General features: G+C 34.4%; 22 protein-coding genes. 15 read left to right on the top strand and 7 right to left on the bottom strand.

Annotated elements, in window-relative coordinates; genetic code table 11:
• Window positions 1-344 precede the first annotated feature (344 nt).
• Entirely contained in the window at window positions 345-1664 is a 1320-nt protein-coding gene (locus HH304_RS02185; protein WP_169677803.1) for a sensor histidine kinase, read from the top strand.
• Here the strand turns inward: HH304_RS02185 and HH304_RS02180 are convergent.
• Genes HH304_RS02180 through HH304_RS02165 form a run of 4 tightly spaced genes read right to left on the bottom strand, consistent with a single transcriptional unit; the run spans window position 1658 to window position 4130 of the window.
• Window positions 1658-2257, bottom strand: coding sequence for a precorrin-2 dehydrogenase/sirohydrochlorin ferrochelatase family protein (locus HH304_RS02180; protein ID WP_169677802.1), 600 nt, complete (start codon window positions 2255-2257; stop codon window positions 1658-1660). The genes HH304_RS02185 and HH304_RS02180 overlap by 7 nt on opposite strands.
• Window positions 2257-3078, bottom strand: a complete 822-nt coding sequence (locus HH304_RS02175; protein ID WP_169677801.1) for a pseudouridine synthase — start codon at window positions 3076-3078, stop codon at window positions 2257-2259. The genes HH304_RS02180 and HH304_RS02175 overlap by 1 nt, the downstream gene beginning before the upstream one ends.
• 21 nt (window positions 3079-3099) lie before the next feature.
• Window positions 3100-3732, bottom strand: a complete 633-nt coding sequence (scpB, locus tag HH304_RS02170) for an SMC-Scp complex subunit ScpB (protein ID WP_169677800.1) — start codon at window positions 3730-3732, stop codon at window positions 3100-3102.
• Between the two features lie 14 nt (window positions 3733-3746).
• Window positions 3747-4130, bottom strand: a complete 384-nt coding sequence (locus HH304_RS02165; protein ID WP_169677799.1) for a TraR/DksA family transcriptional regulator — start codon at window positions 4128-4130, stop codon at window positions 3747-3749.
• A gap of 158 nt (window positions 4131-4288) precedes the next feature.
• Between HH304_RS02165 and HH304_RS02160 the strand changes: the two genes are divergently transcribed.
• Window positions 4289-5380 (top strand): isoaspartyl peptidase/L-asparaginase family protein, encoded by a 1092-nt coding sequence (locus HH304_RS02160; RefSeq protein WP_169677798.1) that lies wholly within the window; start codon window positions 4289-4291, stop codon window positions 5378-5380.
• Window positions 5381-5615: 235 nt separating this feature from the next.
• Here the strand turns inward: HH304_RS02160 and HH304_RS02155 are convergent, their stop codons facing one another.
• Window positions 5616-8096, bottom strand: coding sequence for a lamin tail domain-containing protein (locus HH304_RS02155; RefSeq protein ID WP_169677797.1), 2481 nt, complete (start codon window positions 8094-8096; stop codon window positions 5616-5618).
• A 172-nt stretch (window positions 8097-8268) separates the two neighbouring features.
• On the opposite strand from HH304_RS02155, the gene HH304_RS02150 reads away from it, so the two are divergent.
• From HH304_RS02150 to HH304_RS02125, 6 genes are all read left to right on the top strand, one after another.
• Complete coding sequence (locus HH304_RS02150; protein WP_169677796.1) at window positions 8269-9261, top strand: aspartate-semialdehyde dehydrogenase; 993 nt, start codon at window positions 8269-8271, stop codon at window positions 9259-9261.
• 5 nt (window positions 9262-9266) lie between these two features.
• On the top strand, window positions 9267-10457 hold the full coding sequence (locus tag HH304_RS02145; protein ID WP_169677795.1) for a THUMP-like domain-containing protein: 1191 nt from the start codon (window positions 9267-9269) through the stop codon (window positions 10455-10457).
• A 122-nt stretch (window positions 10458-10579) separates the two neighbouring features.
• Window positions 10580-12091, top strand: coding sequence for a tetratricopeptide repeat protein (locus tag HH304_RS02140; RefSeq protein ID WP_169677794.1), 1512 nt, complete (start codon window positions 10580-10582; stop codon window positions 12089-12091).
• Between the two features lie 75 nt (window positions 12092-12166).
• Window positions 12167-12970, top strand: coding sequence for an amidohydrolase (locus HH304_RS02135; protein WP_169677793.1), 804 nt, complete (start codon window positions 12167-12169; stop codon window positions 12968-12970).
• Window positions 12971-12991: 21 nt separating this feature from the next.
• Window positions 12992-14437 (top strand): TonB-dependent receptor, encoded by a 1446-nt coding sequence (locus tag HH304_RS02130; protein WP_169677792.1) that lies wholly within the window; start codon window positions 12992-12994, stop codon window positions 14435-14437.
• Between the two features lie 151 nt (window positions 14438-14588).
• Entirely contained in the window at window positions 14589-15152 is a 564-nt protein-coding gene (locus tag HH304_RS02125) for an NUMOD4 domain-containing protein (protein WP_169677791.1), read from the top strand.
• 1 nt (window position 15153) lies between these two features.
• Here the strand turns inward: HH304_RS02125 and HH304_RS02120 are convergent, their stop codons facing one another.
• On the bottom strand, window positions 15154-15483 hold the full coding sequence (locus tag HH304_RS02120) for a hypothetical protein (protein WP_169677790.1): 330 nt from the start codon (window positions 15481-15483) through the stop codon (window positions 15154-15156).
• Window positions 15484-15486: 3 nt separating this feature from the next.
• Window positions 15487-17562, bottom strand: coding sequence for a T9SS type A sorting domain-containing protein (locus HH304_RS02115; RefSeq protein WP_169677789.1), 2076 nt, complete (start codon window positions 17560-17562; stop codon window positions 15487-15489).
• A 69-nt stretch (window positions 17563-17631) separates the two neighbouring features.
• Here HH304_RS02115 and HH304_RS02110 point away from each other — a divergent pair, with 69 nt between their 5' ends.
• The 7 genes from HH304_RS02110 (at window position 17632) to HH304_RS02080 (ending at window position 24926) form a co-directional block, all read left to right on the top strand.
• Window positions 17632-18930: a UDP-N-acetylmuramoyl-tripeptide--D-alanyl-D-alanine ligase gene (locus tag HH304_RS02110; RefSeq protein WP_169677788.1), complete on the top strand. Its 1299-nt coding sequence runs from the start codon at window positions 17632-17634 to the stop codon at window positions 18928-18930.
• On the top strand, window positions 18930-19781 hold the full coding sequence (locus HH304_RS02105; RefSeq protein WP_169677787.1) for a hypothetical protein: 852 nt from the start codon (window positions 18930-18932) through the stop codon (window positions 19779-19781). Before HH304_RS02110 ends, HH304_RS02105 begins: the two co-directional genes overlap by 1 nt.
• A 13-nt stretch (window positions 19782-19794) precedes the next feature.
• Window positions 19795-20238: a DinB family protein gene (locus HH304_RS02100; protein WP_169677786.1), complete on the top strand. Its 444-nt coding sequence runs from the start codon at window positions 19795-19797 to the stop codon at window positions 20236-20238.
• A 1-nt stretch (window position 20239) separates the two neighbouring features.
• Window positions 20240-20893: a DUF2461 domain-containing protein gene (locus HH304_RS02095; RefSeq protein WP_169677785.1), complete on the top strand. Its 654-nt coding sequence runs from the start codon at window positions 20240-20242 to the stop codon at window positions 20891-20893.
• A gap of 70 nt (window positions 20894-20963) precedes the next feature.
• Window positions 20964-21461: a hypothetical protein gene (locus HH304_RS02090; protein ID WP_169677784.1), complete on the top strand. Its 498-nt coding sequence runs from the start codon at window positions 20964-20966 to the stop codon at window positions 21459-21461.
• An 18-nt stretch (window positions 21462-21479) separates the two neighbouring features.
• Window positions 21480-23684, top strand: coding sequence for an OmpA family protein (locus tag HH304_RS02085; protein ID WP_169677783.1), 2205 nt, complete (start codon window positions 21480-21482; stop codon window positions 23682-23684).
• A 72-nt stretch (window positions 23685-23756) separates the two neighbouring features.
• Window positions 23757-24926 carry an AIR synthase related protein gene (locus HH304_RS02080; protein WP_169677782.1) on the top strand — a complete coding sequence of 390 codons (1170 nt, stop codon included), beginning with the start codon at window positions 23757-23759 and terminating at the stop codon, window positions 24924-24926.
• Window positions 24927-24960 lie beyond the last annotated feature (34 nt).

The following is a 24960-nucleotide window of genomic DNA, read 5'->3' as shown; positions in this document are numbered from 1 at the left end:
GTCTGACAAACCTCTCGCTTTGCGAGGGGTTTCTTTTTTTATATGCCTTGTGGTTGTTATTTAGTCCTTTCATCATTTCTCAAATTTCACTCAATCTAATCAAATTGTTTTTCCATTTGCTAAGCTAAATTAAAAAAAAACAATGAATTTAGTATGCAAGCATACTAAATTTAGGTAATTCGGAATCGTTTTAAATAATATTTTACCCAATTATTAATTAACTGACCTTTCATACCTTCATTAAATCAATAAATTTCATATATTGATAAAAAAAGCTGGCTTTGATAGAACTATTTTTTTCTCATTTACCCCAGATCTTTTTAGCGTTACTTTTCCCTTTTATAATGATTGGGTTTAGCATCCGCTTTAACAAAACATTTTTGTCTTTTCATGCCTATGCATGGCTGGTATATGCAATACACCTGGTAATTTGCCTGACGATATCATTATTGCTCAAATCAGAAATTACAGAAATAGGAATAGACATTCTTCTCTTTGTATTCCAATTCACAACATATCTATTCATTTTCTTGTTTTCTGCCGGAATGTATGTCTTGTTTACAAAAAAAAGCATAGCGAAAATATACACTTGGTTATGGATTGGTGGTGGATTGATATATGCTGCCTTGGTAACCTACTTTACATTCCTGTTTAAATATGACCCAGAGCATTCGTTTTATTTTCACTTTATGATTCAGTCAATTGTATTAGCTGTGATATTTATATATTATGGCCAATATATACGACCAGTTAAAAAAGAAGATAAGAAAATCAGTTCATATATTATTGTCTCCGGATTAACAGGTCATGGGGTCCTTCAATTTTATTATTTCATAACACTTCTATTGATCTTCTCAGATTACAATACATCCAAAATATTCTATTCTACTTATGGGTATATTGATTCTGTCACAATATCATTAATGGGGCTAGGTTTTTTCCTGTGGTTACTTGAAAGAGAGTCTGCTAATTTTATGCGAACCGGTAATGAATTAGATCAATTTCTATACCGTACATCCCATGACATAAGGTCTCCAATAACTACTTTAAAAGGATTGATATATCTGGCAAAGCATGAGACAAATGTCGATGACTTACGCATGTATTTTGAGAAAATTGACATCAGTGCTAACAGACTTCAGTATATCGTTGATGATATTTCTTCCTTTAGTCAGATAAAAAAATATAAACCGGTCATTAAAAGACTGAACTTTAAGAAATATGTTGAAGAAAATATTCTTAATGAACTTGAATTCAAGAAAAATGATCGAGATATCGAAATAATTGTTCAGACTGAAACTGAGAATAATGAAATCCTGACCGACCCGCTTTTTCTAAAGATTATACTAAAAAACCTTGTATCAAATGCTATAACATATCACAAGCCCTCACGTGAAGATATGTTTATTAAAATATTTCTTGAGGAAAATAAATACCACTGGATACTATCAGTGATTGACAATGGTTCAGGTATTGATAAATCTATTAAAGATAAAATCTTTGATATGTTTTTTAGAGGAACTAATGAGTCTACAGGAACAGGCCTGGGGCTTTTCATTGTTAGTATTGCCGTTAAGAAATTAAGAGGGGAAATAAAGGTAGATTCAACCACCAAAAACGGAAGTACATTTAAAATATTAATTCCAAAATCCCCCGCTTATTGATCGTCCTTTTTTTTATCAAGCCAGGAAGCTGTGATATCATTAAGCTGATTTACTTTATATTCAAAATCTCCTTTTAGCTGTTGCCTGATATCAACCAGTTTATTAATAAGGTCATCAATATCTTCGGGAATTGTCTCCTCCAGATATTGCCTCATCCTTTTACTTAAAGTAGGCGATTTTCCATTTGTCGAGATTCCGATTTTCAAACTCCCCTTTGTAACAGTTGATCCCAGATAGAAATCACACAGATCAGGAGTGTCAGCTACATTTACAAGCAGATTCTTTTGCCGTGCGAGGTTTCTAATCTCAATGTGAAGCTCCCTACTATCTGTAGCCATCATCACAATCTCTGCACCCTGTAAATCATCAGGTTCAAAAGATTTTTCTTTTAAACTAATTGCAGGGTTGTTATTAACAATGTCAATAATTTCTTTCCTTTTAACCTCTTTGGCAATAATATTTATATTAGCTGATGGTGAGTTCCTTAATATTGCCTCTAATTTTTCAAGGGCAACATTTCCACCTCCAACTAATAAAAATTTAAGTTGTTCAGCCTTTAAGAAAATCGGAAAAAGATTATTTTTTTCTGACATTATTTAAGTTTCATGATTTTTAATCTGGCTACTTCCTTCTGATTTAGAAATCTCCATTTTCCTCTGGCAAGATCCTTCTTTGTAAGTCCGGCATAGAGTGTTCTATCCAGTTTCACAACATCGTAACCAAGATGTTCAAAGATCCTTCTAACAATTCTGTTTCTACCTATGTGAATTTCGATTCCCAAAGTCATTCCATCAGGTGTAATTACAGAAAGTCCATCAACAGGAGCAGGACCATCTTCCAGTTTTAACCCAGAATTTATCGCATTAAAATCATCTTCTGTTATTGGCTTATCTAATGTTACTTGATAAACCTTTTTAATATTGTTAGATGGATGCATGAGTTTATCAGCCAGGTCTCCGTCATTGGTAAGCAACAACAGACCAGTTGTATTTCTATCTAACCTGCCAACCGGAAATATCCTCTCTTCACATGCATTAGAAACCAGGTCCATGACAGTTTTTCTTTCTTCCGGATCCTTGGTGGTAGTTAAAAATGACTTTGGCTTATTTAATAATAGATAAATCAGTTTTTCAGGTTTTACAAGTTTCCCTTTGTATTCAACCTGATCGCCAATTTGAACTTTATATCCAAGCTCTGTCACTTTTTTTCCATTGACCTTAACAAGTCCTTGTTCGATCAGTTTATCTGCTTCTCTTCTGGAGCAAATCCCTGCATGAGCCAGGTATTTATTTAATCTCTGCGGACCAACCTCTTTACCTTTATCCTTTTCAACTTTTTTTACATAGCTGAAATCATATTTTGGCGCATCCGGCTTGCGCTTGTTTACGCGGAAACCTCCTTTTTTGCCTTTCATATTGTATATTTAATTTAAGATCTAATTCTCTTGATCTTCAGAATTTTCATCTTTGTTTTTGAGATGATCCTGAATTGTATCAGGATCAAAATCAGGATCATTTTCACTTCCAATCGAATTCTCTTCCTGAACGAAGTCCTTAGGGGTTGGTAGTTCGCTCAAACTGTTAATTCCAAAATAATCCATGAAATTTTCTGAGGTGCCATATAATAAAGGTTTACCTATTGTATCTGCTTTACCTTTAATTATAACAAGTTCTTTTTCCAGAAGTTTATTAACTGCATAATCACAGTTAACCCCTCTAATTTGTTCAACCTCTGATTTAGTAATAGGTTGTTTATAGGCAATAATACTTAAGGTTTCTAATGCGGAAGTTGACAACCTCCTCTTAGATTTTTGCTTGAGCATTATTCCGATACTAGCCTGGTATGCAGGCTTTGTTAAAAACTGATAACCACCGCCTGATTTGACAAGTTCAAACGAATAATCTTCTGAACTATATTTTTCACTAAGCTTTTCGATTGCACCGTCAATATGCTCTTGAGGCACATCAGCATCGAACATCTCAGTTAGACATTTTAAAATCTCCTCAACCTTTAAAGGCTGAGGAGAACAAAATATTAATGCTTCAATATGTTTTGCTAAAACATCCAATTCAATACTAATAATTAATTTTGCTGCAATTTAGCCTCAATAGATAATGTTGTATGAGGTACAGCTCTCAATCTGTCTTTACTGATTAACTTACCAGTAACAGAACAAATTCCATAAGTACCGTTTTTAATTCTGATCATTGCATTTTCAAGGTTATTGATGAATTTCTGCTGCCTTGAAGCAAGCTGGCTTAGCTGCTCTTTTTCTATAGTATCAGCTCCATCCTCTAAAACCTTTACATTCCCAGAAGTGTTGTCAGTACCCTGATCATCACGTTTACTTAAAGAACCTTTTAACATTTCCAGTTCTTTTTTTGCTTTATCCAGTTTTTCCTGGATCAACTCTTCGAACTCTTGAAGTTCCTCCGTTGAGTATCGTGTTCTTTCTTCAGTACTCATTTTCGTGGCGGTTATGTTTAAAAATGGCAAAAATAAGGGTTAATAATTAAAATAAAAATCTGTTTTATTTATTATTAATAATATTATTTTTTGCCTCCTTAGTATTTTCTTATCTTATACTTTTTGAAAACGTTAATTAAAAAACTAAAGTTTTAATAATGAAGCGATATTTTATTTTTCTATTATCAGTCATTTTTATTATTTCTTGTAATAATAGACCTGATACAACCACGGAATCCCCCGACACGGTAAGCTCAAATATTCCGCAACAAGTTGATATTGAAAAAGATACACTACCCGGACCAATCACTTTGATCATCCATGGAGGAGCTGGTTTTGTTGACCCTGAATACCTTAAAGGTGACGTTAGAAAAAACTACAATGATAAACTTAGTGAAGCACTAAATGAAGGTTATGCTGTATTAATGAATGGAGGAACTTCCGAAGAGGCCGTGATGACCGCTATCCAGATTCTCGAAGAGTCTCCACTTTTCAATGCCGGAGTAGGTGCAGTACTTAATAGTGACGGAATACCTGAGCTTGATGCTTCGATTATGAGAGGAAGTGACCTGAATGCTGGGGCAGTTGCAGGTGTTTCACACGTGAAATCACCAATTGCTGCTGCCTATGCTGTAATGGAAATGAGTGAACATGTGATGATGGCAGGCCAGGGAGCTGAAAAATTCATTAGAGATCAAGGTCTTGAAATGGTTGACCCGGAATATTTCATTACCGATAGAAGGCGTGAAAGCTTAAAAAAAGCAAAGAAAAAAGAAGCTGGAAATGATAAGTTTTCACAGGCTTATTCAGACTTTATGAATCAAAAATTTGGTACTGTTGGAGCTGTAGCTCTTGATAAATATGGTGTTATCTCTGCAGGAACTTCAACCGGCGGTATGACTAACAAAAAATATGGTAGAATTGGTGACTCTCCAATTATAGGTGCGGGTACCTATGCTGATAATTCAACTTGCGGAGTAAGTGCCACCGGACATGGAGAATATTTTATTAGAAATGTTGTGGCTTATGACATTGCTGCAAGAATGAAGTATCAAGGAACACCTCTAGCTGATGCAGCTGATGAGGTTGTAATGAAAAAACTTGTTGAAATGAATGGATCTGGAGGTATAATTGCCCTGGATAGAAAAGGAAATATTGCAATGCCGTTCAATTCAAAATCAATGTTTAGAGGTTACATTAATAAAAAAGATGAACCTCATGTATACATTTATAAAGATGAGGAAAAATAAAACTTAAAAAGGAGGGCAATGCCCTCCTTTTTGGTATTATGAATTAATCTGTGACAACCTTTGAATCCTTAATTTTAAGCATTCTTTATCTATGTTTACCTTATACTTGTTTTTAAGGTAAAGTCTTATACTTTCTAGCTTTTCTCCCTTCAGCTTTAAGCGGGTAATTGCTTTACTTATAATATCTTCCATCACTTAACCCTCCATTAATTAAAACGAAAAATTCTTTAAAAAGTTATAATATACCTACTGATAAAGTTCTGTATAACAATTGCTTATCACTACTTTCTGTTAATTTGATTAATCTAAGCAAATAATGCCCCGGGCTTATTATTTTCCCTTTATCATCTAATCCTTCCCACCTTAACACTCCTTCTCCGGACACAAAACAATCAATACAAAAGGTTTTAACTAATTCACCTGATAAACTGAATAGTTCCATAGTTATTAACTGCCCGGCTTCATTAACTTCAAAATAAATTGATTGTGCTCCAAAATTTAAATCTCCAGGTATTAATAATTCAGGTTGTAGATCTATATCTACACTATTATTTTTTTCATTAGAAGATAATTTCCCCGGACTCCGGTAGCCATCGATCTCGGAAGCACTTCTCCAAACCACGCCTTGCAACGGATCTGAATTAAAATCATATCTTTCTAATGATACTCCTTCTGTGTTATTTAACCATTTTGAGTGCCAACTTTCGAAATAACCACTTTTTTCATTTTCAAATATAAGAGAATCATAGCTACGCTGAATGTGTAGGTGACCTCCCGAATTTCTTAAATTTGGAAAATCATCAGCCTGTATAAAAACAGGATAATCATATATATTATAACTCTCTTTTAAGAAATCACTGTCTTCAGAAATCAAAACCACCTGCCTCCCACCGATAAAATATTCATCAAACACAGAAGTAAATCTTATTGTATCGTCAATTTCATTTTCCTCATTAGCAAAAATCAACTCATATTTATCCAGTTCAATGGCTGAATTACAAACATTCACTAACTCAACAAAATCGGGTAATTCTCCCTCCGGATTAAACATGAATTCAGATACTTTGAGACAATCTGATTCTTTTGATTCTAATATTTCAAAATTTTCGAACTGAAATGATTCTCTCTCATTAGTTAAACAATTCAGTACATTATCAATTTCAATATTTGTCTGACTTAATTTCAATGTTTCAGAAATTATAAATTTATGGATAGAGTAATTACTATAGATTACAGGGGTGACATCTAATATTTCCGTTTTAATATTATCAACCATTAATGACACATCGTCGATCTGGTGGTAATTATCCAGCTTTAACTTTAACCCTTTATTATAGTCGGTTAAGATAATTTGAGGGTCAACCGCATTATCACCGACATCTTCAAATTCAACAATTCCAGGATCGGGAATTTCATTTTTTAGATTTCTAACCTTATCACAATAATAATTCCTGAATCTTCTTTTAATCGAAACTCCAAATTCTGACTTATAATACCCAAGCTCATCAACTTGCTTCTGATTGAGTTTCAAAACGATATCGTCATTATCATTATTTAGTGAAGGCAGGTTATCAACTTTAATAGCATTTGAAATATCAGAGTTCAAAGGTGTTAATACAATTACCTCATTTGCCCCAATCTGCATTTCGGGAAGTGTAACACATTTTGACCTGTCACATAACTGATAATTACCGAGGTTCAGTATTTGATCACCTAAATTATAAAGTTCAATAAACTCAGAAGGATATTCTGACAGTCTATCGGGAGAAGGAAGTAATTCTGTAATCATTAACCCCTTACTATCAGGATCTAAATATTGATGAATTATCCTGAGCTCACTAATAGAATTCCCCTGAACATCCTTCAAGCCATTAATTGTTAATTCAGCATTAAACATAGGTTTTAATATTTCCTGAAACTCAACCGTTATCCTATTCCCAATACATTTTATGCTAGATTCAATAGAAGTATCATCAATCAATAAAACAATTTCAACATCTGAACACTCTATTTCTTTCGAAAATTCTATCTCAATTGAAGATGATGTTGACACCACATTAGTAACTGAAGGGCCTATTTCACTATTTTCAAGCTGCTCCACATTCCAGTAATCAAATTTGAACTTATCTATTCTGGTACTTGTATACATAAACCGCATCCCTGACATTGCATTCACCTTATCGGGTAAGTATTGCCACTCCCCGACCAAAATTTCACTCTCTGCTGTTACTTCAAAAAGTTGCCATGCTGAAGCACCATCATATAATACTATTAATTGTTTTGAAGGATTATTACTATAGTCACCAATGCTCCATTTTGCCAATTCTTCCCTGGTTCCGCTAGAATATTCCACCAAGTTAATTCCATCATCCGAGCCACTTTCACCTATTTCCAGAACTATCCCAGATGATATTTCCACATCATTAAACTCACCAAACAATACAATCTGTAATTTATTAGAACCGGAAGGAGAAAAACCCAAATCAAACTGGAATTCATACTTCAAAGGCTTTTCCGAATTGAGCTCATAAAACAAATAACTGGAAGTTTTATCTGTTGAGAATTGAGAAATCAGGTATCCGTTTTCCTGCCTGAATTCATGAGTATTACCCTTCCAATGACCAGATTTATTAAACTCCTGATCATCAAAATGATCTGTAATCTGACCCATAATAATATTAGGCAGACAACAGATAATTAGAATTATCCGAAACATGTGTTATAAAATTTTTCTGTATGGTTGAATTTTTTGCTGAATTCTCAAATCAGCGACGATAAATTATTATTAATTCAAAAGTTGATATCCTACCTGAAATATAGGGATTTATTAAACAAAATATACAATTCAGTTGTATTTTTGCACTTCAAAATTTAACTATTATTAAAAAATGAAACTAGCAATTGTTGGCGCAACTGGCCTCGTAGGAACAGAGATGTTAACTGTTCTGGAGGAGAGAAACTTCAAGTACGATGAATTGATCCTGGCAGCTTCACCTAGGTCTGCAGGTAAAGAGATCAAGGTAGCGGGTAAACCTGTAAAGGTAATTACCATTGATGAAGCCATCAGTAAGAAGCCGGACATTGCTATTTTTTCAGCTGGTAGCGGTCCTTCTTTGGAATATGCTCCAAAATTTGCAGAGGTAGGAACTTTTGTTATCGATAACTCTTCTGCCTGGAGAATGGATCCTGATAAAAAACTTGTTGTGCCTGAAATTAACGCAAAAGAATTAACTCAGGACACTAAAATTATTGCAAATCCAAACTGCTCTACTATTCAAATGGTTTTAGTTTTGGCTCCTCTTCATGAGAAATTCAAAATTAACCGGGTGGTGGTTTCTACTTATCAAAGTGTAACAGGAACAGGTAAGGCTGCTGTTGACCAGCTGATGGCTGAAAGAGCAGGGAACAAGGATGTTGAAAAAGTTTACCCACATACCATTGATATGAATGTACTTCCTCATATCGATGTGTTTATGGATAATGGATACACTAAGGAAGAAATGAAAATGGTAAATGAAACCAAAAAAATCCTTAGTGATGACTCTGTTAAAGTAACAGCTACTGCAGTAAGACTTCCTGTTATGGGCGGTCACTCTGAGTCTGTAAACATTGAATTCGATAATGAATTTGATATAGAAGAAATCAAGGAAATTCTTTCTAATACTCCAGGAGTAATTGTTAAAGATGATCCCGCAAATAATGTTTACCCAATGCCACTTGATACTCATAGAAAAGATGATGTATTAGTTGGAAGAATAAGAAGAGATGAGACTCAGGAAAAATCACTAAACCTGTGGATCGTAGCAGATAACCTTAGAAAAGGGGCAGCTACAAATGCTGTTCAGATTGCAGAATATCTGGTTTCTTCGGGACTAGTATAATTATAATGTCATTATTAGCAGACATAAAAGTGCAGGAGTTCCTCAGAGATAATCTGAATACGGAACCTGCACTTATTGCTTTAAAACCTTCTCCCTTTGATGGGATTACCCCTGCTGAATTAAGCCAGCAATTAAAAGGGCTTCAAGTCTCCTCTCAAAAATTACCTGAGTTTTTCAACAACAAGGAAATCATATTTCCAGCGAAAATATCTCTTGAACAATGTAGTTCTGAATTAACTGCAAAATATAAAGCAACCTTGGTAGCCGGTGGATCAAATATGATAGACCTTTCGGGTGGCTTTGGTATAGATTTTTACTACCTGGGAAAAAATTACACCCAGGCAACCTATCTGGATCCTGATACAGAGCTAGCCGAGATTGTTAAGGCTAACTTAATATCACTTGGAGAAAAAAATCGAAAGATAATTAGCACGACAGCTGAGCAACACTTAAGTACATCAAACGAAATTTTTGATCTTGTTTTTGTTGACCCCAGCAGAAGATCAGAGTCTAATCAAAAAGTGTTTTTATGGGAAGACCTTAGGCCCGATATCATTTCATTATATCCTGAATTAAAAAGCAAAACCAAAATCTTGATGATAAAAGGATCCCCGATGATCGATATCTCAAGTTGTTTTAAAACTTTCCCTGATATAAAAGAAATTCATATTGTCGCTTCAGGAAGAGAAGTAAAAGAAGTACTTATCATTATTGATTTTTTAACATTAACAAAAACGCCACTTATCTCTTGTGTTATACTCGATAATGAAGAACAATCAGTTTTCAAATATTCTCCTGAAGACATAAAAACACATGCCACGCTATCAAATGAAGTTTTTCAATATATTTATGACCCACATCCAGTATTCTTGAAAGCAGGTGTTGAAGACTCTCTTTCTCAGGAATTTGACCTTAAAAAAGTTGAAAAAAACACACATTTTTATACATGTGATGTTTTGAAGCTAGATTATCCGGGTAGAATCTTCAAAATAACCGAACAGTCAGTAGGAAGCTTAAAAAACATATCAAATAGCCTTAAAACAAATAAATTGAATGTTTTAACTAAAAACTTCCCAATTAAACCTGAGGAGATTTTAAAGAAACTAAAGAAAAAATCAGGTGGAAATGACTGGTTATTAGCGTTCAGAGGTAATAAAAACACTAAATCTTATTATTTGTGCGAGAGAGTTAAGTGAATTTTAGACTAACTTGCAATACTTTTTAAATAATAAGTATAAAAATACCCAGACCCAATTCAGAATAAATTTTCTAAGGTTTTATGCCTGCTTTTTTAAAGTATACTATAATATTATTTTTTGTGAACTTTATTGTTTTCGGACAAGAAGATTTTCTTGGACTAACTTCCAATAAAGATTCAAAAGTTCTTGTCAATGAAATTGACAGCCTGAATAAACTCGCCTTTAAAACCGTAATATCAGACCCTAAAAAAGGCAGGGAAATTGCCTATAAAGCAAACGAACTATCATTAGCTATTTATTATCCAAAAGGACTTGCCAGAAGCTATAGTATTATTGGAAATTCTTATTGGTCTGTTGGTGTTTACGATGTTGCTTTAAAAAATTATTATGAATCAATTAAAATCTACGATTCAATAAATGACATAATTGGTGTAGCCAACAGCTACAATAATATTGGAGAAGTATTTAGGCAACAGGAAAAGTATGACAAAGCCCTTGAATACTTAACATTGGCTCTTGACACCTATAACAAATCTGAAAGAAAGACTCCTCCTATTATCTTGTTTAACAATCTTGGTGAGTCTCTAATTGAATTAGGGCAATATGACTCTGCGGAATTCTATTTTCGGAAAATTATTAATCTGGAAGGAACCGATAACGAAACAAAAAGAAAGATAGCCTATGGTTATCATAATATGGCCCGAACCAATTTTCATAAACAAAATTATCATACAGGACTAAACTGCATTAAAAAAGCTATTGATATCCGTACCGAAATTAATGATGTAAGAGGTCTATCCACATCATATTCATTACAAGGAGATCTTTATGCCTCTATTTATCATTTCAATACTGTAAATTCTTATCACAAATCCTTATCAATAGCGAGTAAAATAAATGCTCTTGATCTACAAAAAGATGTTTACAAGAAATTATCATCTTTTTATGAAAAGCACGAAGAGTATGATTCTTCTCTCATCTACTATAAAAAATTAATGGATATTAATGCTCGGCTGTTTGATATAGAAAAAAGTAACAAGGTAACAGAGCTTACTGCTAAATATCAAAGCGAGAAGAAAGATCAGGAGTTTTTACTACTAAAAAAACAAAATGCAATGGTCGCTGATACAAACAAGTCCCAGCGACAATTTATTCTGATAATTGGAAGTATTGGTTTAATAATGCTGATTTCCTTGATCAAGCTATTCTTCAATCATAAAAAAATAAGAAAGTATAACGAGGAGTTAAGCGAAAAAAATAAAGAGATCAAGATTCAACACGAAGAAATTGAAGTACAAGCAGAAGAACTAAAATCTCTTAACGAGATGCAGTCAATGTTGAATTATGACCTTGAAAAAAAGATTAATGACAGGACGTCAGAATTAAGAGAAATGAACCGTACTTTGGCTAAATATGCATTTTACAATGCACATAAATTACGGGCTCCTGTTGCTAGTATTCTTGGGTTAGTTGATTTAATACTTAGAAGTGACCTAACCTCAAAAGAATATGAATTGGTAATTAACTTAAAAAAATCAGCAGACAATCTCGATGCTACTGTTCATGAGATAAAAGATATTCTGGAAGATGAAGAACGAAAAAAACAAATAAAAGAAAATGAACTTGAATAAACTTATTTTATTACGTCGTTTCCTTTTTTCATCCAGAATATTGTAGGTTTGCATAACAAATAAACCATCAAACAAATGACAACGGAAGGCACATCAGACCTTCGTATTACGGTCATACAATCCTCTCTTCACTGGCATCAGCCAGATGCTAATCGAGCTATGTTCGAAGAAAAAATCTGGCAGGCTAATTCCAAAACTGACATTATCGTTCTTCCTGAAATGTTTACCACAGGCTTTAGTATGGATGCTATTGACTTAGCAGAAACCATGAATGGGCCTACACATAAATGGATGAAACAAATTGCCAGTCAAATGGATTGTTGTATTACCGGAAGTATCATTTGTAAGGAAAATGGAAATGTATACAATCGACTTTTGTGGGTGATGCCTGATGGAAAAACTCAACATTACGATAAAAAGCATTTATTTTCGATGGTAGGGGAAGATGAAAAATTTTCTTCAGGTAATGACCTTTTGATAGTAACATACAAAGGTTGGAGAATATGTCCTTTAATATGTTATGATTTAAGATTTCCTGTATGGAGCAGAAATGTCCATGATAATCAACTGGTATATGATCTGTTGATATATGTGGCAAACTGGCCAAATGCAAGAATTGAGGCATGGGAGACATTGCTTAAAGCAAGAGCGATTGAAAACCTCTCATATTGTGTTGGCGTAAATCGTATTGGAGAGGATGGAAATAATATTCTTTATTCGGGTAGCTCTATGGTAGTTTCTCCGAAAGGAAAGAATATTTGGTATAATAATGAATCTGAAGAAATTTTTGAGACAGAGTTGTCTTATGAATCCCTCATAAATTTCAGGAAAAAGTTTCCTGCTCAATTAGATGCTGATAAATTTACAATAATAAAATAACGACCCGAATAGAGCCAGATAATGAGTGAATACAGAAAACTAACTACCAAAGAAAAGGCATTAAAGATTAATCTTGACCCTTATATATATGGTTCATTTGCTGAAATTGGAGCCGGACAGGAGGTTGCTGCCCATTTTTTTAAAGCCGGTGGCTCTAGTGGTACAGTTGCTAAAACTATGTCAGCATATGACATGCAATTTAGTGATGCCATCTATGGAAAGTGTAAAAGGTATGTCTGTGAAGACCGACTCATGCAGATGCTTAATAAAGAGTATGGACTATTGGCAAAAAGGTTAACTCAAAGAGTTCCTAACACTAAATTCTTTGCTTTTGCAAACACTGTTGAAACTCTTAATTATAAAAAAACGAATGAAGGTCATGGCTGGATTGGGTTCAGATTTCAGCTTTCTCCTGAAAGTCAGCCAAATGACTGCATAATTCATATTAGATTAAATGATAATGACCTTCAAAGGCAACAACAAGCTCTAGGTGTGATCGGAGTAAACCTGATTTATAGTTGTCTGTTTACCGATGTAGAAGAAGATCCGGAAAGATTTTTGGAATCCCTTGTTGATAATCTTTCACGGGAAAGAGTCGAAATCGATATGTTCAAATTAACCGGACCCGACTTTGAACATGTTGATAATAGGTTAATGAGTTTAAAACTTGTAAAAATTGGCCTTTCCGAATTGGCAATGTTTGGTCCTGATGGAAAAACAATGCAACCTTCTGAAACACTTTATAAGAAAAATATTCATGTGTTAAGAGGAAGATTCAGACCTGTTACTTATGTGAATATCGATATGTTTATCAAAGGGAGAACTCAATTCCTTAACGAACCAGATGTTCAACATGATAAACTAATGACTGTTGCGGAACTTACCCTAAATGACCTGACAGCTGATGGTACCATAGATGATAAAGACTTCCTTGATAGAGTGGATATTCTTTGTAGTCTTGGGACCACCGTGCTAATATCAAACTATCAAAAATATTTCAGACTGGTATCCAGATTATCGAAGCTTAACAAAAGAAGAAAAATAGGGATTACTCTTGGAATATATAACCTTGAACGAGTATTTGATGAAAGCTATTATGAAGATCTCGATGGAGGAATTCTGGAATCTTTCGGCAGATTGTTCGGAAACAATGTTAAGCTATATGTTTATCCGGCGATAAAAAAGGACAATGGGGAGATTTATTCATTAGAAAACTTTAAAGTTCCTCAAAATCTTACTGGACTGTTTAATTATTTGGTGGAAAACAATAAATTAGAGGCCATAAGTTCTGTCAGAGAAGATCTGCAGGAATACTCTGAAAATGATCATGTCTTAGAGATGATCAAAAAAGGAGAGCCAGGATGGGAAAAAATGGTACCCGGAAAAGTAGAAAGAGCTATAAAAGACAATTGCCTTTTTGACTATCCATGTGTAGTTATTGATAAAAAAGCTGAAGTAAAGAAATAAGCCAACCCTTGATATCAGGACATTGAGCCAAAGTCAAAATCAGGGGATTTTCTGAACTCGCATTTTTTTATATTTATCTGTTGGAACAATTTTTGTTTTACGACTATTACCAAGTCGTATTTTAAGTGTGTGTGTGTAATAAAAGAAAAAAATGGGAACCGTTGACAAAGATTATTGGAATGAAGAATGGAAAAAACTAACATTCGACGATATCCATCCTGATGAACATTATGAAATCTCTAATTATGGCAGGGTTAAGAGCTATAAGACTAAAAAAGAAGGGGCTATAATAAAAGGCTCTAAAATTAAAGGCTATCGTACTATTACGGTAAAAAGAGATTCTGGGAAATTAATCTCAAAATATATTCATAAGCTCGTTGCAGAGCACTTCATTAAAAATGAGGATCCTTCTAAGATAAATGTTATTCATTTAGACTATAACAAGGAAAACAATTATATCAATAACCTGAAGTGGGCTTCAAGGGAAGAAACTGGTATGCACCAAAGGGAGAACCCTACTTTTAGAAAAGTGATTAAAAACCACCGCCCTTATGCCAAGCTATCTGAAACTGAAGTAATCAGGATCAAAAAGATGCTTAAAAGAGGAAATACAAGACTAAAAATGATTGCAAAGCAGTTCGGCATCACTCATACTCAGCTTAATAGAATTAGAAGTGGAGAGAACTGGAGTCATGTTAAACTAGAGGACGAATAAGTCATCCTGTTTTTTTAACATTCGCACAAAACTTTTTGATATATACTTCAGAGTCTGAAGATAAATTAGCGTGTGTAATCTCAATAATATTTTTTCTGAATGACGAAATTGATCTGAGAAAAACAATAAGCTCTTTTAATTCTGGTTCTGAAGTTTTCTTGTTTTCTATAATTAACTGAATTTCAGTTTCCTTCTCAAGTAGCTTTTTAAGATGATATGAAAGTTCACTTCCCGAAAAATTATCAATTGTAATACCTTCAATATCATCACTATTAACAGACCCTAAAATATCCATAGGGTTTTCATAAATATAATACCGGACCTTAAGCATTTTTTACTCCTGAATTATCATTCTTCCTGAAAATACCTTCCCAGATTCTGTTATTGCCCTAATGATATAAATACCATTCACCAAGTTTTGATCTTTTCCAATTTCCCAGCTTTTTAGATAATTATCACTTGAATAAAGTACTTGACCACTTAAGCTTATTATTGAAATTTTAATCGGATTATAATAACTAATAGTAACAGAGTTATTGGATGGTACCGGATAAACATTTAAATCATTTTGCAGTTCCTGATCCGGATCAATTCCTAATATAGTCAGGTCAATTTCACTAAAAATTAAACCTCCTTCAACTGTTCCTAATGCTAACAAATCTAAATCACTACCAACCGATGAAACAGAACTAACACCCTGTACCGTTCCGGTTAACAATTCAGGCAAAGATTCTTCACTTCTAACATTCTCGATAAAACTAAAATTTCCACTTTTATCTGCAATGAGTAAATCAAGACTGCCATTTTGGTTCCAATCTTTAAATGAGAATTTCCTTTGCCCTTTTAATGCGTCTATTCCCATTTCTTTAAATACATCCTTTTCTAAAGTATAAGTTAGATTGTCTCCATTTGAAGATGCTTCATATAAGGATACTTTACCACTTGTGCTAGTTTTCCATAACTCAGCTAGCCCATCATTATCCCAATCATAAAAATGTACTCTTTCAGATGTCAGAAATGAAATTCCGTTTATTTCAATTTTAGTAGCAGCCTCTAATACATCACTTATATAAGCAATTTCATTAGTATTATCTGTTAGCCTGTAACCAAAGAAAACGTCTAGGTTTCCATCATTATCAAAATCAGAAATTTGTGAAATAAATGTCCTGATGGTAGCATTTGAAATTTCATAACGATATACCTCCTCACTTACCAATTGATTACCAGACTCAGTGACTTTATAAACAATTCCATCATTTTCCGGACCTCTGGTTGAAACATAAGCCTCAAATGATTCAGTTGAAGAAGAAACCAGGCTCCAAAATGAATTATCGCCAAGATCAATGCTTGTATTCTGTATAAACTTATCATTTAAAAGTATGTGATCTCCACTACCATTTCGTGCATATAAATTCACGCTTCTACTGAAGTCATAAACATAGCCATCATTGCCAAAAACATTTGGAACCAATATGAGTGAGTCTGATGATTCACCATCCCATAAATATGGAGCTTGAAATCCACCAGAAGGTTCATTTGGCCATGGATACGAAGAAATCGAAAACTCCGGAGCTTCATTAGTGCCCTGATTTATTAAATAAGCTACAGATTCACAAAACTCGTCACCATATAAGAGATCAAACTTATCATCACCATTAATATCAGCTATCAAAATTGACTTCCCTCCTGCATGTAGCTCTCTACCATTTGTAAGACATTGTTCATCCAAAGGAATCAATTGTCCACATCCACAGTCTTGAATATTCCCCCATGACCTTGACTCCCTTACAAAAGCTAGTGTATCAGTACGCCCATAGTTTTCAACAGCCATATTCCGGTGAAATTCAATCGTTCCTGTCCCTGCAAAATAAAAAGCAAATAGATCAACATCACCATCGCCATCTATATCTGTTAATGAAGGAATATCAGTTGAATTTATTTGAATATTAATCGATCCTGAGGTTCCTTCGGTTAAAAGCACCTCGGAATATATTTCAAAAGAGAGTTCGTCAATAGATGTATTCTTAAAAACTATTACACCAAATGGAGACTTGGCAAACAGGTCGTTTTTACCATCTCCGTCAAAATCATAAGACACCATCCAGCTTCTGAATTCTTCAGGAAAGTTATCTATATATTGAGGTGAATAAATATAACTATCACCATCCTTTATATATGGATATATTTTTTCTGTTGTTTTTTCAAAAAACACAACATCTTTAATGCCGTCAAGGTTCAAATCTATTCTATTGAAAAGCGGTGAATTTAATCCACCTGAAAACACATTTTCATAGTTGCTAATGAGATTATACGGATGATTCTCCTCACTTATTGGTTTAATGTTTTGTGCTTTGATCCCCTGAACGCTAAAAAATGTTATAAGGCATAAAACAATAAAAGAATACTTCATCAGAGAGTTTATGTTTTAGTAAATTTCCGATAAATTAATAAATAAGCAGCAAACACTTATAGTTTAACAATGGTAACTACACAAAAGCTTTATGAATTGTTTTTAAATTGTCCTAACGGAGTAGGAACTGATACAAGGAAGGACCTTTCCGGACAAATGTTTTTTGCACTTAAAGGTCCAAACTTTAATGCAAACAAATTAGCATTAGAAGCAATAAAGAAAGGAGCAAGCTTTGCTGTTGTTGACGATGAGAAGTATGCAGACAATGATAAAATCTTTTTAGTTGAGGATGGTCTATTGGCTCTGCAAGATCTTGCAAGGTACCATCGCAAGACCTGGGATTTTCCCGTGCTCGGAATAACAGGTAGTAATGGAAAAACTACATCCAAAGAACTTATCAGAGAGGCCCTATCTGCAAAGTTTAATGTCTGGGCAACACAGGGAAATTTGAATAATCATATAGGAGTGCCACTTACAATTTTGAATTGCCCAAAAGAAACGGATTTTGCGATCATCGAAATGGGAGCAAATAAAATCGGTGACATTTCAGAATTAACTTCAATAGCTTTACCCGATTATGGACTGATAACTAATATTGGCAAGGCACATACAGAGGGTTTCGGTGGATTTGAAGGCGTTATACGAGGTAAGTCAGAATTATATCAACACCTTATTGAAACTAATGGTGTGGTCTTTATTAATAGTACAGATGAGATTCTATCTAACATGGCCAAAAGGTTTGTAAACCCGATAATGTATCCGGCAAAAGGCGATTATTTCGAGTGTAATTTTATTGAGGCCAACCCATTTGTTGAGTATCAACCAGAAAATATGGAGATACAAACCAGCAAAATGTTGGGTAGTTATAACTTTATCAACATTTCGGCGGCTTTATGCATTGCCAGGTATTTTAAAGTTGAACTAAGTGAGGCTTGTACAAAAATAAATAACTACGAACCCAAGAATAACCGATCTCAAATTATCAAGGGGAAAACAAATACTGTAATTATGGATGCATATAATGCTAATCCATCCTCTATGGCTGCAGCACTGGAAAACCTTAAGGCAATGCCTGCAAAATCTAAAGCAGCAATTCTCGGTGATATGAATGAGCTTGGAGAGACTTCACAGAATGAACATTTGAAAATCGGTGAATGGCTGAACAATAACGGAATCCAAAATGTGTTTTTTGTAGGAGAAAAAATGAGTGAGGCTAAGGCAACAATGCAATCTGCAGGTTCATATAAAACTGTAGATGATTTGATTCAATATCTCCAGGATAATCCCATTAGCAATTCTCTTATACTGGTTAAAGCTTCTCGGAGTATTGGACTTGAGAAATTAGAAGTAACATTAAAATCAAATTAATGAAGGTACATTTTATAGTAGCCATATTGTTATTCAGCATTTCCATTTCTTATGGGCAAACATGGACTAATAATCAGGAGAAACTGTTTATAAATTCATGTAAATCAAAGTGGGAAGAAGTTCTTGGGAAGGAAACCGATAAGTTTTGTTCATGTTCTTTAGAAAAGGCTCAGATTGTTTTTTCCTCCTTCGAAGCTTCTGTCAGGGCAGATGCATCACAAGCCTCATTGGTATACAAAGGGTGCCTTGATGGCCACCCCTGGCCTGAAGAAGATCAAAAGCAATTTTTGAATGATTGCATTACCAACAATGATGGAGACACTACTTTCTGCTCTTGTATCCTTGAGAAACTGGGCAACTTATATCCAACACCTGAAATTGCAGGTCAGATTTCTGATGCAGAAGTTAATGATATTGCCGAATCATGTGAGTTCTCAGCAGATTGGTCTGAAGAAAATAAAAACGCATTTCTTGAACAGTGCGCTGCAACATACTCTCAAGTGTACAGTGATGAAAAAACTGGTAAATACTGTAACTGTGTCCTAAACGAAATGCAGTCATTGTTTGAAACATTCGATGACATGAATAAGAACCTAACCGAACAAGGGTTAACTTCAATCAAAGCAAAATGTCTGGAACCAGATTTTTCAAAATGGACTCCCGAAGTTGAGAGCCTATTGATTCAGGATTGCCAAAAGGATGTAAATAATGAACTGGGAGACCGAAAAGCCCTTGAATATTGCAGGTGCTTTGTTGAAGAGGCAAAAAATAGATTTGAAACACCTGAAAAGTTCCAGGAAGCAACCCCAAAGGAATTCCTAGCACTAAGAAAATACTGTTTCCCCGATTAGATTATAATCTATTATGAAAAAGCTATTTGAGTTTAATCATCAGTTAAATGAGGATGTGTGCAATCACCTTGTCTCAAACAAGGTCTATGATGGCAAATTCAGAAGATTGCTTTCTCACATAATTAATGCTCAGGATATTTGGCTTTCAAGAATACAAAATACATCTTCAGAATTCGAAATTTGGCAAGAACATGATCCGGAAGATTTAAAAAAACACAACGATCAACATCTAAAATCATTTCTTGATCTAATTCAAAATCAAGACCTTAATAAGGTACTGTCTTATAACAGTCTTGCAGGTAAAGGCTACACGACTGCCATTGAAGATATCTTAATGCATATTGTTAATCACGGAACTCATCATAGAGCTCAAATATCACAATTGCTCTCTCAAAACAATATAAATCCCATTCCTACAGATTATATTTATTATATCCGTAAGGCCAAAAGCAAGTAATATGAAAAAGACACTACGTTTTCTATCTGACCTTGAAAACAACAATAATAAAGACTGGTTTGAAGAAAACAGATCTCGATATAAAGAAGCAAGACAAGAATTTATCCAATTTATAACTGAAGTTATTACAGGATTAGCCGAAAAAGATCCTTCACTTCAACAAATTGTCGACCCAAAAAAGTGCGTATTCAGAATTAACCGGGACATAAGGTTTTCTAAAGATAAAACTCCATACAAAACTAATTTTGCTGCTGCTTTTTCTGAGGAAGGTAAAGCGGTACATCAACCTGGGTTCTATATTAGTATAAAGCCAGGAAACTCCATGGTTGGTGGAGGAATATGGTTGCCAGAACCTCAAAGGTTACAGGCTATCAGACAAGAAATTGATTATAATGGAGATGAATTAAAAAAAATCATTAATAATCCGGATTTCAAAAATACATTTGGTCAAATGGAAGGGGAAAGACTAAAAAATCCACCAAAAGGATATGACAAAGAAAATCCTCAAATAGAGCTTCTGAAGTACAAAAGCTTTGTTGCATCTACAACCTTAGATGATAAAGATCTGACTAGTGATGATATTAAAAATAAAACAATCAGCGTCTTGGAAAAATTAATCCCTTTCAAAAAGTATTTTGATGTTGCATTGGACTAATTTTTGCTTATTTACAACTGTATTTAACATTTGAATTTAATTTTTCGTTATTCTATAAAAGGAATAAATTATGGTAGTATCTTTTAATGAACTTCCCGACCATTCAAGGTTATGGGTTTATCAGGCAGACAGAAATTTAACAGATGACGAGCAGGAAGAGTTAAGACCTGTCTTATATACATTTCTAGATCAGTGGGCTGCTCACGGAAAAGCATTGTCAGCAGCTGGAGATTTTGCCTTTAACAGATTTATAGTAATTGCGGTTAATGAAGATGTTCATGGCGCTTCAGGATGTTCCATCGATTCTTCGGTAAATTTCATCAAAGAATTAGGCAATAAGCTTAATATTAACTTCTTTGATAGAACAAAAGTGTTATATTTAGATAATAATGATTTGATTAATTCTAAAACGATCGGCGAAATAAAAAAATCAGTTTCAGAAGGATCATTACAACCAACTACTAAAATTTTTAATACAGCGGTGACTTCCAAAAAAGATTTTGATGAGGCATTCGTTATTAGTATTAAAGATTCATGGTTAAATAAATGGTTGCCTTCAACTGTTTAAAATAATTGATTTAAGGTTATGATCAACAGGCTATTCATTTTCACATTGATATCTTTATTTTGCCTGCCTTACACAGTGGTAGGACAAAGAGCAAAAGACCTACATAAAAATGCAACAAAGCTTTATAAAAGGGGCTTTTATGAAGAGGCCATACCCATTTATGAAAAGTATGCCAAAAAAAATGTATTACCTGCAGAAGCTAACTTTAGAATTGCTGAATCATACCGATTAAGTAACAGGCTAAAGCAGTCTGAACCATATTATAAAAAGGCTCTTGATCAAGGTATAAAAAATGATACAGCAGAGTTTTATTATGGATTGGCATTATTGGATAACCAAAAATATGATCTAGCCGAGAATCAGTTAAAGTCTTTTATTAATCAGACTGACTCAATAACCCCTGATTACTTTACTACCTACGCAAATACTGAGATAAAAAACCTTGAAAAAATAAGAGAAATCAAGGAGAAAAAAAGTTATTACGAGGTCGTTCCGGTAAGAGAGCTAAATACTTCCGGAGCTGATTATGCGCCATTTTATCACGATGGATACGTGTATTTCACAAGTACACGAAGTAGTAATAAAGTTTATAAGGCCACAGGACAAGGCTTTAGTAATATTTATAAAGCTCCTTTCACAGACCGTGGTATTGATTACAATAATATAGAAGAGGTTCCAAATATCAACGACCCAAATGTAAACGATGGGACTATTGCCATTAATGATGATGGGACTACAATTATCTATGCTAAAGGAAATACCGGTAAGAAAAAGGGACGTGAAGAGGTTAATCTTTTTATTACACGCTATAATAAAAGAACTGAGTCCTGGTCTGAACCTCGTATGATGAAGATCAATGAAAGAGGATACTGGACCAGCAGCCCTGTGTTTAGTGCTAATGGTCGTACATTATATTTTGCTTCTAACAGACCTGGTGGATACGGTGGTGTTGACCTTTATTCTGCACAAATGGATGCCTATGGAAATTTTAGGGCAATAAAAAATTTGGGTGCCGAAATAAACTCACCAGGAAATGAGATGTTCCCATATGTTCATGAAAACGGAACTTTATATTTCTCTTCTGACGGGCTACCAGGGTTTGGTGGACTAGATTTATTCAGGGCAACAAGAAATGATGGAGTTATTGAAGTTGAAAATTTAGGTGAAGGAATTAACTCTGCTTATGATGACTTTGCAATTACTTATACATATCCGTTAGGAGGTCTTTTTTCTTCAAACAGACCATCAGGTGTTGGTGACGATGATATTTATGTATTCGTAAACAATGATCCGGAATATAAAGTAGTAGATTACTTCTTAACTGTTCAAACTCTAAGTAATGACCAGGGTAAAATTGAACCGTTAGAAAATACAAGGGTACAGGTATTTAACGAAACCGGTAAGCTTCTTGAGCGATTCTTTACTGATGGTGATGGTAAGTTTAAGATGAAAGTCACCCCTGAGTCTAACTACTTAATTGTTGGTGAAAAACCTGAATACTTTACAACAAGATTAAGATATTCTACAAATGATAAAGGTGTCGATAAGTCTCAGCTGGAAAAATATCGAACCGTTGTCAATCTGGATACCAGCTTAACCCTACTTCAAGTCAATACCAAAACAGTATTTGAGCTTGAAAACATTTATTACGACCTTGATAAAGCTGACATCAGGCCTGACGCAGCAAGAGAATTGGATAAACTGGTAACCATACTTAGAGATAATCCTGATATAAGTATTGAGTTAAGCTCACATACCGATAGTCGTGCAGCAGATGCTTATAACCTGGACTTGAGTCAAAGAAGGGCTCAGAGTGCCGTAGACTATATCATTAGCCAGGGAATTGATGAAAACCGATTAATTCCTATAGGGTATGGTGAAACACAGCTTAAAAATGAATGTGCTAATGGTGTGGAATGTTCTGAAGATAAACACCAGGAAAACAGGCGTACTGAATTTAGAGTTACGGGATATAATCTGGAGGCTGTTCAAGCCAGGGAGCAAATGATCAGACAACGAATAGAAGAAGAAGAAAGAAAAGCTGAAGAAGAAAGAATTAAAAAAGAGCAGGAACGCAGACAGCAACTCCTGCTTGAACAACAACAGCAGCAAGAAGAAGGGCAACAACCAAAAGAAGGAGAAAAGAAAGTTGAGGAAAAGAAAAAGGTTGATGATGGTGACAGCCTATATAAAGACGACGGTGATGGTGATGGCCTTTATTAATTCATAAGTTATTTTGATTTGAAAGCCTCTTTTATAAGAGGCTTTCTTATTTTTGTAAAAATTTACAATACCATGCAAGACAGATATATGCAGCGCGGTGTATCCGCATCAAAAGAAGATGTACATAAAGCAATCGAGAACATTGACAAAGGACTGTTCCCTAAAGCGTTTTGTAAGATCATCCCTGACTATCTGGGAGGAGATGATGAATGGTGTACAGTAATGCATGCAGATGGTGCAGGAACGAAGTCTTCGCTCGCATATTTATACTGGAAAGAAACCGGTGATATCTCTGTTTGGAAAGGAATTGCACAAGATGCTGTAATTATGAATACCGACGATCTGCTTTGTGTCGGTGCAACAGGTCCAATTTTATTGTCTTCAACAATTGGAAGAAATAAAAACCTTATTCCCGGCGAAGTCATTGCTGAAATAATTAATGGAACTGAAGAAGTTCTGCAGATGCTTCGTGATAATGGGCTTGAAATCAGGTCTACTGGTGGAGAAACTGCTGATGTAGGTGACCTTGTAAGAACTATTATTGTTGACAGTACGGTAACAGCCCGAATGAAGCGATCGGATGTTATTGATAATAAAAATATCAAACCTGGAAATGTAGTCGTTGGTTTAGCCAGTTATGGTCAGGCAACCTATGAAAATGAATATAATGGCGGCATGGGAAGTAATGGTCTGACATCGGCTAGACATGATGTATTTGCTAATTACCTGGCTCAAAAATACCCTGAAAGTTTCGATCCTTCGGTTCCATCTGATCTGGTATACAGCGGAAGGATGAAGCTTAATGATAAAGTTGATGGCGTAACTGTTGATGCTGGTAAATTAGTTCTAGCCCCAACAAGAACCTATGCTCCGGTAATAATTGAAATATTAAAATCCTTCAGAGACAAAATTGATGGTATGGTCCATTGTTCAGGAGGAGCCCAAACTAAAGTATTGCATTTCATAAATAATGTTCATGTCATTAAAAACAAGATGTTTGAAATACCTCCTTTATTTAAGTTGATTCAGGAACAAAGTAAAACTGATTGGAAAGAAATGTACAAGGTTTTCAATATGGGTCACAGGATGGAAATCTATACAGATGGAGAAACTGCAGAAGAAATTATTAAAATAAGTAAATCATTTAATATTGATGCTCAGATTATTGGTCATGTAGAAGAAAATGATTCAGCAAAAGTAACTGTGCACTCAGAGTATGGAACTTTTGAGTATTCTAATTAAAAAATATTTATATTAATTAAAAGGCTTATCGGTA

Source organism: Marinigracilibium pacificum (assembly GCF_012926615.1).
Classification (GTDB): domain Bacteria; phylum Bacteroidota; class Bacteroidia; order Cytophagales; family Cyclobacteriaceae; genus Mangrovivirga; species Mangrovivirga pacifica.
The sequence above is the reverse complement of the archived record's forward strand: the minus strand, read 5'-3'. Positions and strand labels throughout refer to the sequence as shown.

Bases quoted from the DNA above. Each gene is read 5' to 3' on its own strand.
- HH304_RS02160 (WP_169677798.1), top strand. From the start codon at position 4,289: ATGAAGCGATATTTTATTTTTCTATTATCAGTCATTTTTATTATTTCT.
- HH304_RS02085 (WP_169677783.1), top strand. From the start codon at position 21,480: ATGATCAACAGGCTATTCATTTTCACATTGATATCTTTATTTTGCCTG.
- HH304_RS02155 (WP_169677797.1), bottom strand. From the start codon at position 8,096: ATGTTTCGGATAATTCTAATTATCTGTTGTCTGCCTAATATTATTATG.
- HH304_RS02105 (WP_169677787.1), top strand. From the start codon at position 18,930: ATGAAGGTACATTTTATAGTAGCCATATTGTTATTCAGCATTTCCATT.
- HH304_RS02080 (WP_169677782.1), top strand. From the start codon at position 23,757: ATGCAAGACAGATATATGCAGCGCGGTGTATCCGCATCAAAAGAAGAT.
- HH304_RS02185 (WP_169677803.1), top strand. From the start codon at position 345: ATGATTGGGTTTAGCATCCGCTTTAACAAAACATTTTTGTCTTTTCAT.
- HH304_RS02135 (WP_169677793.1), top strand. From the start codon at position 12,167: ATGACAACGGAAGGCACATCAGACCTTCGTATTACGGTCATACAATCC.
- HH304_RS02115 (WP_169677789.1), bottom strand. From the start codon at position 17,562: ATGAAGTATTCTTTTATTGTTTTATGCCTTATAACATTTTTTAGCGTT.
- HH304_RS02130 (WP_169677792.1), top strand. From the start codon at position 12,992: ATGAGTGAATACAGAAAACTAACTACCAAAGAAAAGGCATTAAAGATT.
- HH304_RS02090 (WP_169677784.1), top strand. From the start codon at position 20,964: ATGGTAGTATCTTTTAATGAACTTCCCGACCATTCAAGGTTATGGGTT.
- HH304_RS02120 (WP_169677790.1), bottom strand. From the start codon at position 15,483: ATGCTTAAGGTCCGGTATTATATTTATGAAAACCCTATGGATATTTTA.
- HH304_RS02095 (WP_169677785.1), top strand. From the start codon at position 20,240: ATGAAAAAGACACTACGTTTTCTATCTGACCTTGAAAACAACAATAAT.
- HH304_RS02110 (WP_169677788.1), top strand. From the start codon at position 17,632: ATGGTAACTACACAAAAGCTTTATGAATTGTTTTTAAATTGTCCTAAC.
- HH304_RS02100 (WP_169677786.1), top strand. From the start codon at position 19,795: ATGAAAAAGCTATTTGAGTTTAATCATCAGTTAAATGAGGATGTGTGC.
- HH304_RS02180 (WP_169677802.1), bottom strand. From the start codon at position 2,257: ATGTCAGAAAAAAATAATCTTTTTCCGATTTTCTTAAAGGCTGAACAA.
- HH304_RS02125 (WP_169677791.1), top strand. From the start codon at position 14,589: ATGGGAACCGTTGACAAAGATTATTGGAATGAAGAATGGAAAAAACTA.
- HH304_RS02175 (WP_169677801.1), bottom strand. From the start codon at position 3,078: ATGAAAGGCAAAAAAGGAGGTTTCCGCGTAAACAAGCGCAAGCCGGAT.
- HH304_RS02150 (WP_169677796.1), top strand. From the start codon at position 8,269: ATGAAACTAGCAATTGTTGGCGCAACTGGCCTCGTAGGAACAGAGATG.
- HH304_RS02165 (WP_169677799.1), bottom strand. From the start codon at position 4,130: ATGAGTACTGAAGAAAGAACACGATACTCAACGGAGGAACTTCAAGAG.
- HH304_RS02145 (WP_169677795.1), top strand. From the start codon at position 9,267: ATGTCATTATTAGCAGACATAAAAGTGCAGGAGTTCCTCAGAGATAAT.